Origin of the sequence: Mesorhizobium sp. 2RAF21, from assembly GCF_052115345.1 — a bacterium.
GTDB lineage: Bacteria > Pseudomonadota > Alphaproteobacteria > Rhizobiales > Rhizobiaceae > Mesorhizobium > Mesorhizobium terrae.
The window spans coordinates 105929-123427 of sequence record NZ_JBFRGM010000011.1; the positions used below are offsets into that span (position 1 = coordinate 105929).

General features: G+C 64.7%; 6 protein-coding genes. 3 read left to right on the top strand and 3 right to left on the bottom strand.

What is annotated here, in order from left to right; translation table 11 throughout:
• Positions 1–110 precede the first annotated feature (110 nt).
• From AB4136_RS18935 to AB4136_RS18945, 3 genes are all read right to left on the bottom strand, one after another.
• Complete coding sequence (locus tag AB4136_RS18935; RefSeq protein ID WP_024923521.1) at positions 111–1766, bottom strand: ABC transporter substrate-binding protein; 1656 nt, start codon at positions 1764–1766, stop codon at positions 111–113.
• A 296-nt stretch (positions 1767–2062) separates the two neighbouring features.
• Complete coding sequence (locus AB4136_RS18940; RefSeq protein WP_036254310.1) at positions 2063–6241, bottom strand: translocation/assembly module TamB domain-containing protein; 4179 nt, start codon at positions 6239–6241, stop codon at positions 2063–2065.
• A 4-nt stretch (positions 6242–6245) separates the two neighbouring features.
• Entirely contained in the window at positions 6246–8174 is a 1929-nt protein-coding gene (locus AB4136_RS18945) for an autotransporter assembly complex protein TamA (protein WP_024923523.1), read from the bottom strand.
• Positions 8175–8538: 364 nt separating this feature from the next.
• Here AB4136_RS18945 and AB4136_RS18950 point away from each other — a divergent pair, with 364 nt between their 5' ends.
• From AB4136_RS18950 to AB4136_RS18960, 3 genes are all read left to right on the top strand, one after another.
• Positions 8539–14019, top strand: coding sequence for an alpha-2-macroglobulin family protein (locus AB4136_RS18950; protein ID WP_024923524.1), 5481 nt, complete (start codon positions 8539–8541; stop codon positions 14017–14019).
• A 19-nt stretch (positions 14020–14038) separates the two neighbouring features.
• Entirely contained in the window at positions 14039–16153 is a 2115-nt protein-coding gene (gene pbpC / locus AB4136_RS18955) for a penicillin-binding protein 1C (protein WP_051504756.1), read from the top strand.
• 274 nt (positions 16154–16427) lie between these two features.
• Entirely contained in the window at positions 16428–17456 is a 1029-nt protein-coding gene (locus tag AB4136_RS18960) for a sulfate ABC transporter substrate-binding protein (RefSeq protein WP_024923526.1), read from the top strand.
• The last annotated feature ends 43 nt before the right edge of the window (positions 17457–17499 follow it).

Sequence of the window (17499 nt, forward strand, 5' to 3'; positions counted from 1 at the left end):
TCAACCCTGCGTCCAAAAACCTGGTGCGGAATCATGCCGCCGCGGCGTGCGACGCCGCGAGGCCATGAACGGGATGAGGGCGTGCGCCCTCATCCCTGCCGAAGGACCGGTTAAGCCTTGTCGATCCAGACCTTGCCGAAATCGTGCTCGTAGGTCGGGTGCATCGAGTGGTTCTTCACCTCGGGCTTGATGTTGATGTAGAGCTTGCGCCAGTAGGGCTGGATGATGATGCCGGAATCCTGCAGCGTCTGCTCGATATCCTTCATCACAACCTTGCGCTTCTCCGCATCCGCGATGCCGAGGGCTTCGTTGACCTTCTTGTCAAAGTCCGGATTGGCATAAGCCGTTTCGTTCCAGGCTTCGCCCGAGCGGTAGGCGATAGCGATGACTTGGATGCCGAGCGGGCGCATGTTCCAGTTGGTTTCCGAGAACGGATACTTCGTCCAGTCGTTCCAAAAGGTGGAGCTCGGCAGCACCGTGCGCTTCACCTTGATGCCGGCCTCACGCAGTTGCGCCGCGATCGCGTCGGTGGTGTTCTTATGGTAGTCCTCGTCGTTCGAGATCAGCTCGTGCTCGAAATCGAGCGCGCCTGCCTCCTGCAGCATCTGCTTGGCCTTGGCCGGGTCGCGCTTGATCTTGGGCAGCTCGACATATTCCGGATGGATCGGCGCGACGTGGTGGTTTTCAGCGGCGGTGCCGGCATTGCCGTAACCGAGCTGCAGCACGGTGGCGTTGTCCACGGCAAGGCACATGGCCTGACGAACCTTCTGGTTGTCATAGGGCTTGGCCTTGACGTTGAAGCGCGAGACGACGGTAGCCGCCGTCACCACTTCAGAGACCGGGGCGCCGACGCCCGCGATGATCTTGACGTAGTCGGCGGTGGTCTCGTGATTGGTCTGCACTTCGCCGGATTCGAAAGCCGCAACCGTGGCAGCCGGATCGGTGCCGTAGTCGATGAATTCGACTCCATCGAGATAGGCCTCGCCGTTCCACCACTTGCCGGTTTCGCGGCGCTTGTAGACCACCTTCTGGCCGACATCGTAGGAAACGAGCTCAAACGGACCGGTGCCGATCGGGCAATTCTTGAAGTTGGCGCCCTTCTCGTCAAAGGTCTTGTGCACGACGAGCGCCGGATAGTCGGCCAGGTTAGCGATAACGGCGATGTCGGGCTTGGTCAGCTTCAGCTTGACCGTCATGTCATCGACCTTGACGATCGAGCCTTCGCGCAGCTTCTTGGTGGTCTCGTCGACGAGGCTGCCCAGACGGCCGGGCATCGAGTTGCCTTCCACAGACTTGTCGGCCCAGCGCGTGAAATTGTGGATCACGTCATCGGCGGTGAACTTGTCGCCATTGTTCCATTCGACGCCCGGACGCACATGCAAAGTGTATTCGGTGGCGTCGTCGTTGACCTGCCATTTTTCGAGGAGGTAGGGCTCGAAAGTGTACTGCTTGGTGTACTTCACCAGCGGCTCGAGCGCCTGGCGCTCGGCATTGGAGATTTCCGACCAGTCGGCGGTACGCGGGTCCTTCGGATCCTTGACCGACATGGCCACTTTGAGGACGCCGCCCTTCTTGGGCTGCTCTTCGGCCATGGCTGGCGTCGGCATGGCAACGCCCAGCAGGCCATAGGCCATGGCTGCAGATGCGCCAAAGATGCTTGCCATCGCCAGGAACTCACGGCGATCGACTTCCCCGGTCTTGACCTGCTCGGCCATTGCCAGGATGTGATCGGGAACGCGGTCGCTGTTACTCCGATAGAATTTCATGACTAACTCCCATTGTTGGCTTTTTGCCTTTTAACATTCCGCACTCGACCGACGATGTCAAAGATCGTTCGACTTTGGAACTCAAAAAGGAGAGTGCAACTTTGAAAAGGGAGCAGTTCGCGTGAATGCGACAATCTTGACGGAAATTTGCTATCGATGGCAACAAAATGACCACGGCGGTTTTGTCCAAACCGCGCGCAAGCTAGACTTGCGGCAACACACCTTTTTCTGAAAGCACCAGTTGCGCGACGCCGTCGGTCCAATACACTCTACCGGCAGGCGTGCGATTGGCTGCCTCAGTACTCGCGCTCGTAGAAGATGCCGCCCTTGGCTTCGCCGGCGTCCGACGCTTCGCCACGCAGCTTGACGCCCTTGCCGACATTGAAGTCGATGCGCGCCTTGCCCGAGCCCGGCTTCTCGCCCTTCTGGATGTTGAGATAGGTGCGGTCATTGAGATACTTGCCGGCCGATACCGCCGTTCCGCCCTGATCGTCGGTGGTCACGTCGAGATCGTCGACGCCGAGCTTGCTGCGCAGTTTTTCCAGCAGCGAGGTCGAGCCGCCAACGCCGCTGAGCTGGGCTGCCGCCTCGGCGAGCTGGGCGATTTGCAGCGGCGACAGGTTGGACATAGAGCGGCCGAAGATCAGGCGGGCAAGAACCTCGTCCTCCGGCAGTGCCGGCACCGAGGAGAAGGCGAATTTCGGATTGGTCGCCTCGCCCGACACGGTGATCGTCACCGTCGCGTCGGTGGCTGTCGATTCCGCGACCAGGTTCAGATACGGCACCAGCGAGCCCGAGAAGGTCAGCGTGCCTTCGGTGAAAGTCAGGCGCTTGCCAAGGATGGAGAGCCGCCCGCGCTGCAGCGTGAACTGACCGACCGCCTGCGGTGCCGACGCCGGCCCCGCCAAGCGCAAATTGCCGCCGAGCTCGGCATCCACGCCCCTGCCCTGCACGAAGATCTGGTTCGGCGCGTTGACGGTGATGTCGAGCGTCAACCCGCCGCCCCCACCACCGCTGCTGGTGGCGCCGGCCGGGCGCAGCGCCTTGTCCTGCGCGCGCACCGCCGCCGGTGCGTCCTTGCGCTTGACGTTGAGGGTCGACAGCGATGTCGGCAGCCGCTCCGGCACGGTGACGACGACCTTGCCCAGATTGATGGTGCCGGCGATCGCCGGCGCCGTCGCCAACGGCCCCTTCACGGTCAGGTCGCCGCCGAGATTGGCCGTGACGATACGGCCGTCGGTGTAGCGGCCGTCAACCAACTTGATCGACAGGTCGGCCGGAAACCCCTTGGCCGGGTCGATGCCGACCGTACCGCCGGCGCTCAGCGTGCCGCGCGTCGACAAAGTGCCAGTCAGTCGGTTGATGGTCGCGACGCCGTTGCCGAGGCCGACATCGAGCGCAATGTCCTTGACCGCGAGGCCAGAACCGGCGTCGAGGAAGCGCGCGCCCGACGAGCGCACCGTGCCGGAAATGACCGGCTGGCTGGCCGGTCCGCGCACCTGCACGGCGACATTGGCGGTGCCGGTGAGCGACAGGCCCTGCGCCGCCAGCTTGCGCGCCAGGAATTCGAACGGCACGTTGCCATTGACGTCGACCGAAAGGTTGGGTGCGCCTGCCGTCGTCACAGAGCCGCCAGCCTTCAGCGCAAGTCCCGTCCCGCCACCGATATCGGCGTTGAAGTTCAGCTTGTTGGCTGCGAAGGTGCCGCCCGATGTGATGTTGAGGGCGTCGATGCCGGCATCCCGCATAGCCGCCAGCGCGACGCCATTCGCCTTGATGTCATAGGCCACCGACGGCGCCGACGCGGGGCCAGTCACCTTCGCAGTGCCCGAAACGGTACCGGCGGCACCGAGGCCCGGCGAGAAAGCATTGGCGGCGGCGATCGGCAAATTGGCCAGCGCGACGTTGAGGTCCAGCGCGTTGCCGGCAGTGCCGCTGACCGTGGCGCGGCCGCCCTCGACGCCCACCACCAGCTTCTGGATCGTCGTGGTGCCGTTGGCGACAGCGATGGTGGACGGCTCGGCGATCGCTGCCCTGAGGCCGCGGATCGTAGCCTGGCCGGAAGCGAGTTCGAGCGTCGTCGTACCGCCGGCGACCTTGACCCGTCCCGCCGCCTTCGCCGGAATGTCCTTGACCGTGGCGCCGCCGGAAAAGCCAGTCCATTCGCCGTCGCGCTTCAGGTCGATGGCGATGCCGGTCACGGTCATGGTTCCGGAAGTCACGGCATCCGCACGAACCGTGCCAGCCACGACGGGCGCCGCCGCGTAATTCGCCACCTGCGCGTCGATCGCGACATTATTGGCCGTCAGGTCGCCGCGCTTGAGACCTGCCTTGGCCTGCAGCGCCAGTTGCGGCACGCCGTCCTGCTTGCTGAAGCGGACCATGCCGCGCACATTGCCTTCGGCCTTTTCCAGCGCCAGCGCCGCCAGCGGCCCGATATCCGGCAGATCGATCTTCACCAACCCTTCCGGCAGAAAGGCCTGGTCCAGCACGAGATCGCCGGAAACCCCGTTCTGGCCGAGCGCCAGCGACAGGCCGTCGATGCGGCGCTGGCCATTCGCGGTCTTCAGCACCGCCTTGCCCTGCAGCGGCTGACCGGCAACGGTGCCGGACAACGAAATGTCGGCGGCGGGATTGGCCGCGTCGGCCCTGCCGGATGCCGTGAGGTTCAATCCCTGGATCTCGCGGCCGGCTACCTCGAGCTTGTCGCCGCTCACCGAAAGCGTAACGTCCGGTGCGACCATGACACCCTTGGCCGTGACCGAGAGGCCGATCGCGCCTTTGGCTTCCTTCGACAGCAAGGACAGGTCGGCCAGCGCACCCTTGAGCTCGGCAACGATCTGGCCGTCATGGAGGCTGGCGCTGCCGTCAGCGGAAACCGCGCCGGAGACGAGCTTGATGGAATCGGCCGAGACCAGGCCCTTGGCGTTGCGCTTGATCGCAGCCGACAGTACGGCGCGCTCGCCGAGCACCGGGCGTGCCGCAGCCGGCAGTGCCGACGAAGCGGCATCGGCCTTGACGTTCAACTCGATCGAACCGTCGGCAAGCGCCATCTTGCCGTTGAAATCGCCGGCGAGCGTGTCCGAGCGGATCGACCCCTTGTCGACGTTGATCGTCTCTTTCTCGATACTGCCGGTGACGTCTGCCTTGATCTTGCCGGCGATCAGCGGCGCGATGGTCGGGTTGTCGAGGCCGATCTTGTCGACGGTGACGGCGCCAGTGATCGGCCCGACGCGGTTTGCGATATCGAAGCTGTCGGAATGGATGGTCAGGTCGATATTCTCGAACTTGGTGACTGTGGTCGTCACCTTGGCGAGCGACGCGCCGATGTCCAGCATCGGCTTGCTGCCCTCGCCGAAGGCGTGCACCGAAGCCGATTTCAGGTCGAGATCGATCGGGCTTTCCTTGCTGCCGAGCGCGAGCGGCAGCACCGGGCCGACCGAGTTGAATTGCAAGCCGAAATCGGTGGTGCCTTGGGGGTTGATGGTGCCCTTCGCCTCGCCGCGCACCGCGTCGCTGGCGATGTTGGCACGCTCGACCTCGACGCCGCCGACCTTGGTGGCGGTGCCCGCGAGATCGAATGTCGTGCTTCCGGCCAGAAGCGGCTTGAACCGCTCCGGCAGGAAGCGGGCGAAATCGCCGTCGCCCTTGGCCTCGAAGCGGTTGCCCTTGTCGGTGAGCTGATGACGGCCGACAAGCTGGGTGATTACCTGGCCGTCGACGCTGAATGTGCCGGTGCCGTTCCAGTCGGCTAGCGCACCCTTGCCGGCAATCGATATTTCCACTGGCGGCGCGCCGGGCAGCTGCAGCAGATTGGCCAGGATGCCGCCCGACGGTTCCGACGCCTTGACGTCGAGGTCCAGCCTGTCGGCGGCCGGCGCGAAATCGACATTGGCGTCGACGGTGCCTTGCTTGCCGTCGTTGCGGGCGACATTGAGCTTGGCCGCCACCGCGAGTGGCGAGGCATCGGCCTTGACCGAGCCCTTGGCGGCAAGCTCAGCGATGCCGACGCCGGCCAGGGCCTGGCCGAGCGCGATATCAGGCAGATCGATCGCCTTGATGTCGAGGGACACAGGCAGATTCACGCCACCGGCATTGTCGCGCTTCTGCTCGCCACCAACCGGCGGGCGGGCCACCTCGATGCGCTCGACCGCGACGCGCTCGGCGCTAAAAGTCTTCGACAGCAACGCCAGCGGCGACCAGTCGACCGCAACCTTGCGCAGCACCAGCCATGGCCCTTGCTTGTCTTCGAGCACGACATGATCGACCGTCAGGGCGCCCGACCAGATGCCATCGATGCCGGCGACCGTCACCTTGGTATCCGGCGAGGAGGCCATCGACGAGATCAGCCCGGCGAGATTGTCGCGGCCGCGTTCCGTGGTGGTGAAAACGACGAGCGCGCCGATAGCACCGGCGACGACGATCGCCACCAGGTAGAGGAAGATTCGCGCCGCGCGCCTGAGCAAGCCAGCCATCTCGTCAGAACGCCTGACCGATGCCGGCATATATGCCGAAGCGTGGATCGCCTGGACCGCGGTTGAGCGGAATGGCGCCGTCGATGCGCAGCGGACCGAACGGCGTCACATAACGCAGGCCGACGCCGGCGCCGACCTTCACATCGGAGAAGTCCGGGAACTGCTTGGTGGACACAGTACCGGCATCGACGAACGGAACGATGCCGATCGTGTCGGTGATGCCGATGCGCATTTCGGCCGAGGTCTCGAAGTAGGAAAGCCCGCCGGTCGGCTTGTTGTTGATGTCCTTCGGGCCGATGCCTTGATAGGCGTAGCCGCGCACCGAGCCGCCGCCGCCCGAATAGAAGCGGCGGTCTGCGGGAACGTCTCCCAGAGATGCGCCGACGATCGAGCCCAGCGCCACGCGGCCGGCCAGCACAAACCGGCCGCCGGTGTCGAGTGCCTGATAAGCCGAACCCTCGCCCCTGAGCTTCACGAAAGTGGCGCCATTCAGGAGATCGTAGCTCGGCTCGACATAGGCCAGTGCCCTGAAGCCGCTCTTCGGGTTCAGCTTGTTGTCGCGGTTGTCAAAGACATATTGCAGCGGCACGCTGGCAATCAGGTAGTCGTGCTTGCCGAAGCTGTCGGTGATCTTGGAATAGTCGAGCGACAGTTCCGCCGAAACGGTCTGCCTCTTGTCGATCTCGTAGGAGAGCCCAGCGCCGCCCTTGACCGAGAAGCGGTCATAGGCGTCCGGATGCTCGTAGACGGTCTTCAGATTGGCAAAGAACTTGGAAGCGGGACCGACCACGCCCGGTTTCTCGAACATGATGCCGGCATTGTAGTTGAGCTGGCCAATAGCATTGGAGCCGATGCCGCTGATCGAGCCGTCGATGCGCAGCTTCTCCGCCTTGCCGAACAGGTTGCGATGGCCCCAATAACCTTCCAGTCCCAGCCCTTCGGTGTTGGACAAAGTGCCGCCAACGCCGAAATAGCGCGGCTTGCGCTCGCTCACCTCAACACCGATGGGGATGTTGCCGTCGGCGTCCAGCTTGTCGGCTTCCTTCAGCGTCACGCTGTTGAAGACTTCGAGGCCGAGCAGCCGGTCCCGCGCCGTATCGATTTCCTTGGGCGAATAGCGCGCGCCGCGCTTCAGCCCGGTCATGTATTCGGTGAAATCGCGATCCACCGTCTCGGTGCCCTTCACCGTGGTCTCGCCGTAGCCCGCGACCGGACCGGCCTCGACGGTCAACGTCACGTCGAGCCGGCCGTTGGCATGGTCGGCGACGACCTCGCGATCGGTGACCTTGGCGAGCGGCCTGCCCTCGTCCTTGAGCGCCTTGACCAGTCTCGCCTCAGCCTTCAGCACCGCGCCCGAGCCGGCATCGCCGCCGGAGATCAGACCGAAATCGGCGCTGGCGAGCCCCGCGGCATCGCCCTTGAGACGGATGTCGCCCAGCGTGAACTTCTGGCCTGGGGTGACGGTGATCGTCACCGGTATCGGTTGCTGGCCCTTGAATTCGGCATCCGGCGGCAATTCGTCGATCGACTGGCCGGCAATTGAGATGTCGACCACGCCTTCGTAGCGGGCGTCCTCGTAAAGCGCCGCCACCAGCTGCTCGCGATCGCTGCGCGCCTTGGTCATCAGGCCGAGAGAACCGGAAACAGGATGGTCCTCGTCGGCTTTCAGGCCGGAGACCGCCTCGATCCTTTTCTTCAGATCCGCGTCGTCATCCTTGACGTCAATGGTCACAGCATAACGCAGCGGGTCGGCAATCTCGGTGTCCGCCTTGTCGTCGGACCCCCACAGCTTGATGCCGAAGAGTTCGAAGGCGGAAACGCTACGGCTTTCGGCTATCATCGTGGCGGCGCCAAGCGTGACAGCGAGCAAGGCGCGCGAAAGGCTGCGCCTGCACGCGCTGCCCTGCCAATCGCGCTTTTCCCTCGTCGGCATCAGCCGCACCTGTCCTCCAAGACCCGAACCGTGTCCCTCCCATGCTCCCTGATTGCTAAAATTGGAGTGAACTTCTGAAGTCCTCGTAAATTCCTATAGGGCACGAACCATGAAATGTCTGAATTGCTTGCACCTTTGAGTTCACACCTTTTGTTCCGTCGCAAAATTGTGTGAAGCTTTTCATATGAATGCACACTGAATGCCCCTAAGGCACGGTTTGCAATGGACCTTCGTGGGCCGGTTATGGCCGTTTGCGCGTGTTGACAAGCCTCGGCTAAGGCGGAACATGCCACGACAGCCGGAAAAATCGGGCACCGTTGTCGCTTGGCAACGCGGCTGTGCTGGAAAGTGAGAGGAGGATGCGATGGTTTTGCGTGCGGTCAGGATACTGCCGGTTGTTCTCCTGCTCCTCTCGGTCTTCCACGGCCTCGCGCAAGCGGCGGAGACCAAGCGAATCGTCACCACCGACAATGTCGATTATTTCGGCTTCGACCTCCGCTCGGAGCAGAATGTCACGCTGGATCAGTGCAAGACCGACTGCCTCGGCGACAATGCCTGCCGCGCCTTCACCTACAACACCAAGGCCAAGTGGTGTTTCCTCAAATCCGACTACAACACGCTGAAGCCCTTTGCCGGCGCGGTCGGCGGCAAGGTGGTTAACGTCGCCAGCGAACCCGACATCGGCGCGCCCAAGGAACTGACCTATTTCCCGGCCTGGATGGCCGACCAGGCGCTGCAGTATCGCAAGCGCCTGGTCGGCCCCGGCTATTCCAAGCCGACCGACGGGCTGACGACGCTGGAACAGGCCGCTGAACAGGCGGCCCTGACCGGCGACCACCGCGCAGCAATGCAGAAATATGAAGCGGCACTGTCGATGATGCCGGACGACGGCACACTGTGGACCAAGCTCGCCCACGAGACCCTGGCGACGCTGACGACGGCATCCAGCAACGACCAGTCGACATTGCAGGCTAATGCGACCTCGGCCACCTTCAATGCCTACCAGCTGTCGCGCACCACGACCAACCGCGCCGAGGTGCTGGCCCTGCTTGCCGCCGGTCTCGACAAGCGCGAACTCTACCGCCCGGCGTTGCAGGCCTATGAGGCCAGCCTTGCGCTGGTCAATTCACCGGCGGTGCTTTCCGAATACCAGGACCTGAAGGCCCGCAAGGGTTTCCGCGTCGTCGAGCACAGCGTCGATGCCGACACCACCGCGCCGCGCATCTGCGCGCAGTTCTCGGAAGAGCTGGTCAAGACCGGCGTCGACTATGCGCAATTCGTCACCATCGACGGCGCCGCACCCAAGGGCGTCGAGGCCAAGGGCAAGCAGATCTGCGTCGAGGGCCTGGAGCACGGACAGCATTACAACATCACCTTCCGCGCCGGCCTGCCTTCGGCCATCGGCGAGGTGACAGCCGCCCCGGTTGCACTGTCGATCTACGTACAGGACCGCGCGCCGTCCGCCCGCTTCACCGGCGACAGCTTCGTGCTGCCGGCCGGCGTGCGCCGCGGCATTCCGGTCGTTACCGTCAACATGAACGCCGCCGACATGAAGCTCTTCCGCATAGGCGACCGGTCCTTGGCCCAGCTTCTGTCCGGCTACCAGTTCTTGCGCCAGCTCGACGGCTACGACATGACCAACATCAGGGACCAGATGGGTCAGCCGATCTGGGAAGGCCGGATGGAGATCGCCGGCGACCTCAACAAAGAGGTCACCACCTCCTTCCCGGTCGACGAGGCGCTGCCGCAGCGCAAGCCCGGCGTCTATATCCTGACCGCCCAACCGGTGGATGACCACAGCGACACCTACAATTCGCGTGCCACGCAATGGTTCGTGGTCTCCGACATCGGCCTTTCCACCTACACCGGACAGGACGGCCTGAACGTCTTTGCCCGCTCGCTCGGCACCGCGAAGCCGATCCAGGGCGCCGAACTCACCCTTCTTGCCCGCAACAACGAAATCCTCGGCACCGCGACGACAGACGCCGAAGGCCGCGCCGTCTTCAATCCTGGCCTCACCCGTGGCGAGGGCGGCATGGTGCCGGCCGTGCTGATGGCCAAGCAGGGCGACCAGGACTTCGTCTTCCTCGACATGGCCAAGGCCGGCTTCGACCTGTCGGATCGCGGCGTCGCTGGCCGCGCCGCGACGGGCGCGCTCGACGTCTACGCCTGGACCGAGCGCGGCATCTACCGCGTCGGCGAGGACGTGCATGTGCAGGCGCTGGCCCGCGACGACACCTCCAAGGCGGTCGACAACCTGCCGCTGACCTTCATCTTCACGCGCCCCGACGGCGTCGAGGCGCGCCGTATCGTCAGCGACGGCACCTCGGCAGGCGGCCATTCCGTCGACCTGTCGCTGGAGCCGAACGCCATGCGCGGCAGCTGGACGGTGTCGATCCACACCGATCCCAAGCAGCCGGCGGTGGCGAGCCAGATGTTCCTGGTCGAAGACTTCGTACCGGACCGCATCGAATTCGACCTCACCGCCGACAAGACCGAGATCGCGCAGGGCGAGACGGCCAATGTCACCGTCGACGGCCGCTTCCTCTACGGCGCGCCGGCGGCCGGCCTGGCGCTGGAAGGCGAAACCACGCTGGCGGTGACACGCGACTGGGATCGCTTCAAGGACTTTGTCTTCGGCCTTGCCGACGAGCAGGCCGCCCAGCCTTCCTCGACGCCGCTGGCCGACCTGCCGGTGGTCGGCGACAACGGCAAGGCGACCTTCCCGGTCACCATCGCCCAGCTGCCATCCACCACCAAGCTGGTCAACGCCAAGGTGACGGTGCGCATGCGCGAGACCGGCGGCCGCGCCGTCGAGCGCTCGCTCAATCTCGCCATCCGCCCGCAGGGTGACATGATCGGCATCCGTCCCGATTTCGAGAATGACGAGGTACCGCAGGGTGGCACCGCCAAGTTCAGCCTGATCGCCGTCGACCGCGACGGCAAGCGCAAGGCGATGGCCGGCGCACAATGGTCGCTGGTCAAAGTCGAACGCAACTACCAATGGTACCGCAATGGCAGCTCGTGGAACTACGAGCCGGTGACCTTCACCAAATCGGTCGCCAACGGCGCGGTCGACATCGCCACCGACGGCGAAGCCAGCCTGTCGCTGCCGGTCGACTGGGGCCGCTACAGGCTGGAGGTGGAGACATCAAGCGCGGACGGCCCGGCAACGAGCTACGAGTTCGACGGCGGCTGGTATGTCAGCGCCACCTCGACCGAGACGCCCGACGGCCTCGAAATCGCGCTGGACAAGGACGGCTATGCCGCCGGCGATGTCGCCAAGCTGAAGGTCTCGCCGCACTACGCCGGTGAACTTCTGGTGACGATCGGCGCCGACCGGCTGATGAAGACCATCGACGTATCGATACCCGCCGATGGCGGCACCGTCGACATTCCGGTTCCCGACAATTGGGGCGCCGGCGCCTATGTCACCGCCACGCTGTTCCGGCCGGGCAACGCGCAGGAAAGCCGCATGCCGGCCCGCGCCATCGGCGTGAAATGGTTGAAGATCGATCCCGGCGCCAAGAAACTTGGCGTCGCGCTGACGCCACCGGCCAAGACCGAACCGCGCCAGTCGCTGTCGATCCCAGTCGCTGTCACCGGCATGCAGCCGGGCTCGCAGGCCTATGTCATGGTGGCGGCCGTCGATGTCGGCATCCTCAACCTGACCAACTACAAGGCGCCGGACCCCGAGAACTGGTTCTTCGGCCAACGCATGATGGGACTGGAGCTGCGCGATCTCTACGGTCGTTTGATCGACGGCTCGCTCGGCACCACCGGCAAGCTGCGCACCGGCGGCGACGGCAATGCCATGCAAAGCCAGGGCAGCCCGCCCACCGAAAAGCTGGTCGCCTTCTTCTCCGGCATCGTCAAGCTTGACGCCGAAGGCAAAGCGACGATCGATTTCGACCTGCCGCAATTCAACGGCACGGCGCGTGTCATGGCCGTGGCCTGGACGAAGGAAGCCGTCGGCCACGCCTCCACCGACGTCATCGTGCGCGATCCGATCGTGGTCACGGCCGGCTTGCCGCGCTTCATGGCGCCGGGCGACTCGGCCACCATGCGGCTCGACTTCGCCAACACCGACGGCCCGGCCGGAGACTACGCGCTGAGCATCCAGACCACCGGCGACCTGACGATCGGCGAGGAAGCGGTGCCGGCCAAGCTGACGCTCGCCCAGGGCAAGCGCCAGTCGCTGACCGTGCCGCTGATCGCGGTCTCGCCCAGCGATGCCACTCTCACCGTCAAACTCGCCCATGAAGGCGGTCCTGAGGTCGAGCAGACGCTGTTCCTGCCGATACGGCCGTCGCAGCTGCCGGTGACGTCGCGCATGGTCGTCGACCTCAAGAGCGGCGGCGGCGCGCTGCGCGTCGACAAGGAACTGCTCGCCGCCAGCATCCTGCAAGGCGCCTCCGTCAGCGTCGGCGTCTCGCAATCGGCGGCCCTCGACGTGCCGTCACTGCTGTTGTCGCTCGACCGCTATCCTTATGGCTGCGCCGAGCAGACGACGAGCCGCGCCATGCCACTGCTCTATATGAGCGAGATGTCGAAGGGTTACGGCATCCCCGACGATCCGGGCCTGCACGACCGTGTGCAGCAGGCGATCTACCGGGTGTTGAGCTACCAGGCTTCCGCCGGCAGCTTCGGCCTGTGGGGCCCCGGCTCCGGCGATTTGTGGCTGGATTCCTATGTCAGCGATTTCCTGACCCGCGCCCGCGAAGCGAAATACGACGTACCGGCGCAGGCAATCTCGCAGGCGTTGAGCAACCTGCAGAATTCGATCGGCTACGATCAGGACGTTCAGGATCGCGGCACCGATATCGCCTATGCGCTCTATGTGCTGGCCCGCAACAAGAAAGCCTCCGTCGGCGACCTGCGTTATTATGTCGACACCAAGCTCGAAGCCTTCTCGAGCCCGATGGCGGTGGCGCAACTGGCCGCCTCACTCGCGCTCTACGGCGACGCGCAGCGCTCCGACGCTACCTTCTCCACAGCGCTGCGGCTGGCCAAATCCATGAATGACTATGACTGGTACCGCACCGACTACGGCTCGGCGCTGCGCGACGGTGCCGCCATGCTGGCGCTTGCCGCGGAATCCAAGCCAGCGCCGGCCGTGTTGCCGGAACTCGTCAAGCTGGTGGAAAGGGAACGCGCGAAAGCCCGCTGGACGAGCACGCAGGACAACGCCTGGATGCTGCTGGCGGCCCGCGCGCTGAAGGAAGGCAACGACACCATAAAGCTTGAGGTCAACGGCCAGCCCCATACCGGCGCCTATTCGGCCGACATGACCGGCGAGACCCTGCTCGACACCCCGCTCACCGTCGCCAATGACGGCAAGGCTCCGCTGCAGGCGGTCGTCACCAGCGTGGCCTCGCCCTCGCAACCGCTGCCGGCAAGCGGCGACGGCTACACCATCGAGCGCACCTACTACACGCTCGACGGCAAGGAAGCGAACGTCACCGAAGCCAAGCAGAACGAGCGTTATGTGGTCGTGCTCAAAGTCGCGTCGCAGAACGACTGGCCGCAGCGCATGCTGGTCACCGACCTCTTGCCCGCCGGTTTCGAGATCGACAATCCCGGTCTCGTCTCCAGCGCGCAGCTCACTGGCTTTCCGTGGCTGGCGCAGACCAATGCCGCGCATCTCGAATTCCGCAACGACCGTTTCGTCGCGGCCTTCGACCCGTCGGAGGACGACGGCGACCGCACCAAGACGATGGCCTATGTCGTGCGCGCCGTGACACCAGGTGTCTATGTGCATCCGGCGGCCTCGGTCGAGGACATGTACCGGCCGCAATATTCGGCCCGCACCGCTACCGGCATGATGGAGGTGAAGGCGCCGTAAGGCGGCCGATGAGGCGATCATGACGATCGAAGCGTCCCCTCCCTCGCCTGGCAGGAGCCGGTTGCGGCGCCTCGCCATCCTCGCGACCGCCGCCATCGCCTTGGCGTCGATCGCGGTCGGCGGCCTCTGGGCGCTCGACCGTGCCTTCCCGCCGCCTCTGCCGGAGAAACTGGCCGTTTCCGCCGAGGTCGTCGATCGCGACGGGACCTTGCTGCGCGCCTTCGCTACGCCGGATGGCTATTGGCGCCTGCCTGTTGCCATCGATCAGGTCGACAAGAGCTTCGTCGAGATGCTGGTCGCCTATGAGGACAAGCGCTTCTGGGATCACGAGGGCATCGATTTCCTTGCCCTCGGCCGCGCGGCAACCCAGTTCGCCACCAACCGCCGCATCGTCTCCGGCGGCTCGACGCTGTCGATGCAGCTCGCCCGCCTGATCGAACCGCGCGAAAGCCGTTCCCTAGGTTCCAAGCTCAAGCAGATGCTGCGCGCCGTGCAGATCGAGCGGCGGCTAACCAAGCGCCAGATCCTGGAGCAATATCTCACGCTTGCACCCTATGGCGGCAACCTTGAGGGCGTGCGGGCGGCCTCGCTGGCCTATTTCGGCAAGGAGCCGCGCCGCCTCACCGTCTCGGAAGCGGCACTCCTGGTGGCGCTGCCGCAATTGCCTGAGCGCCGCCGTCCGGACAGGAACCTCGCCATAGCCCAGGCGGCGCGCGATCGTGTGCTCACGCGCATGGTCTCGGCTGGCCTGATCGGCGACCGCGAGGCCCGCCGTGCCGCGCTCGACGATGTCTCCGGCCTGCGTCGCCCGCTGCCCGCTTTTGCCGCGCATGCTGCCAACACGCTGGTGCGCAAGGCCGAGGCCGGCGCGCCGCTGAAGCTGACGATCCGCAAGAGCGTGCAGGAAGGCCTTGAAGCGGTCGCCCGCGAGGCCGCCGCCAAGCTCGGGCCCAAACTGTCGGTCGCTATGGTGCTCGCCGATTCCCGCACCGGCGACATTCTGGGCGAGGTCGGCTCGGCTTCCTTCTTCGATTCCAGCCGCTCCGGCTGGATCGATATGACCCGCATCCTGCGCTCGCCCGGCTCGACGCTGAAACCCTTCATCTACGGCCTCGCCTTCGAACAAGGCGTGGTCGCCCAGGAAACCATCATCGAGGACAGCCCCGCCGACTTCTCCGGCTACCGGCCGAAGAATTTCGACATGGGCTACCAGGGCGATGTCTCGATCCGGCAGGCGCTGCAATTGTCGCTTAATGTGCCGGCTATCCGCATCCTCGACACGGTCGGGCCGGCGAGGCTGATGGCGCGCTTCCGCCAGGCTGGCGTCTCGCCGTTGCTGCCGGTCAACGAAGCCCCCGGCCTTGCCATCGGCCTCGGCGGCGTCGGCGTCAGCCTGCGCGACCTCGTCCAGCTTTACACAGGGCTCGCCAATGGCGGAAAAGCGCATCCGCTGCGCGACGGCACCGAGGCTGTGCCCGTGACGGGTGCCGCAACAACCATCCTCGACGAGCGCGCCAACTGGCAGATCACCGACATCCTCGCCGGCGTGCGCCCACCCGAGGGCGCGCAGCAACGCGGCATCGCCTACAAGACCGGCACCTCCTATGGCTATCGCGATGCCTGGGCGATCGGCTTCGACGGCCGCCATGTGCTGGGGGTCTGGGTCGGCCGGCCCGACGCCAGCGCGGTGCCCGGGCTGTCGGGTTACATTTCCGCCGCACCGATCCTGTTCGAAGGTTTCGCGCGCTCCGGCATCGCCGCCGTCGCTTTGCCAAGCCAGCCCGCGGGCGTGCTGCGGCCACGGCGCGAGGACTTGCCGGTGACGCTCGCCCGCTTCGGCACCGCCTCCGACGTCTCGGTTGTCGCCGCGCCGACCGAACCCGCGCCGCGCATCGTCTTTCCACCCGACGGTGCCCGTGTCGATCTCGGCACGTCGGGGCCTGGCGCCACGCCGCTAGTACTGAAGCTGCAGGGCGGCCGCGCACCGTTCCGCTGGTTGGCCAACGGCAAGCCGCTGGTCGGGATCGATCGCCGGCGCACCGCGACCTGGCTGCCGGACGGCGCTGGCTATTCGACGCTGACCGTCATCGACGCCGCCGGTCGCGCCACCAGCGTCAAGGTGTTCGTCGAATAGCCTGTCGCGCGGTTCCCCAAGGCGCCGCCGCCATACCGAAGAAATCGTTGGGTTCGCCGCCGGCCGGCCCGGCTTGAATCGCGTACGGCCAAGGCGGCCTCAAACGCGTCGGCGCCGCTGCGTGCACCCGAAACCGTCACCAGGCAAGGAAGAATTTTCTTGCCCTGCGGCTCACACGCTGCAACTTTTCTCCCTACGCCTGAAAAATGCAACTTTCGCCGCACCCAATTTCTACAATTTCGATAGAGTAGAATTGTGTTCAACGGAGGCTGAAATGACCAACCCTCATTTCAAGAAGCTGCTCGGCGCGCTCATCGCCGGTTCTGTCCAATTCGGCGCGCTCGGTTTCGCATTCGCCGACACGACCATCCTGAATGTATCCTATGACCCGACCCGCGAACTCTACAAACAGTTCGACGAAGCCTTCGCCGTCCACTGGAAGAAGGAGACCGGCGAGACCGTGACCATACAGCAATCGCATGGCGGCTCCGGCGCGCAGGCCCGCGCCGTCATCGACGGTCTCGATGCCGATGTCGTCACGCTTGCCCTGGAAGGCGACATCAACGCGATCTCCTCGAAATCGAAGAAGATCAACCCAGACTGGCGCACCAAGTTCGAGAACAATTCGGCCCCTTACACCTCCACCATCATCTTCCTGGTGCGCAAGGGCAACCCGAAGGGCATCAAGGACTGGGACGATCTGGTCAAAGAAGGCGTGCAGGTCATCACGCCGAACCCGAAGACATCCGGAGGCGCGCGCTGGAACTATCTGGCCGCTTGGGCCTATGCCAATGCCAAGGACGGCAACAACGAGGCCAAGACCAAGGAATTCATCTCCAACCTCTATTCGCATGTTCCCGTGCTCGACACCGGAGCGCGCGGCTCTACCGTCACCTTCGCGCAGAAGGGTCTGGGCGACGTGCTTCTGGCCTGGGAAAACGAGGCTTACCTGGCGCTCGACGAATTCGGCGCCGACAAATTCGACGTCGTCTATCCGCCGACCTCGATCCTCGCCGAACCGCCGGTCGCCGTGGTCGACGCCAATGTCGACGCCAAGGGCACCCGCAAGGTCGCAGAAGCCTATCTGAAATACCTTTATTCCAAGGAAGGCCAGACGCTGATCGCCAAGAACCACTATCGTCCGGCCAAGCCCGACCTGGTGCCGGCGGAAGATCTCGCCAAGCTGCCGCAGATCAAGCTGGTCACCATCGACGATCCGCAATTCGGCGGCTGGAAGAAAGCGCAGCCTTATCATTTCGCCGACGGTGGTATATTCGACCAGGTCTACAAGCCGGCGCAGTGACAAGAACGGCATATCCGCTTCGGCACCTTCGGAGCGGGCGAAA

Bases quoted from the DNA above. Each gene is read 5' to 3' on its own strand.
- AB4136_RS18950 (WP_024923524.1), top strand. From the start codon at position 8,539: ATGGTTTTGCGTGCGGTCAGGATACTGCCGGTTGTTCTCCTGCTCCTC.
- pbpC (WP_051504756.1), top strand. From the start codon at position 14,039: ATGACGATCGAAGCGTCCCCTCCCTCGCCTGGCAGGAGCCGGTTGCGG.
- AB4136_RS18945 (WP_024923523.1), bottom strand. From the start codon at position 8,174: ATGCCGACGAGGGAAAAGCGCGATTGGCAGGGCAGCGCGTGCAGGCGC.
- AB4136_RS18940 (WP_036254310.1), bottom strand. From the start codon at position 6,241: ATGGCTGGCTTGCTCAGGCGCGCGGCGCGAATCTTCCTCTACCTGGTG.
- AB4136_RS18960 (WP_024923526.1), top strand. From the start codon at position 16,428: ATGACCAACCCTCATTTCAAGAAGCTGCTCGGCGCGCTCATCGCCGGT.
- AB4136_RS18935 (WP_024923521.1), bottom strand. From the start codon at position 1,766: ATGAAATTCTATCGGAGTAACAGCGACCGCGTTCCCGATCACATCCTG.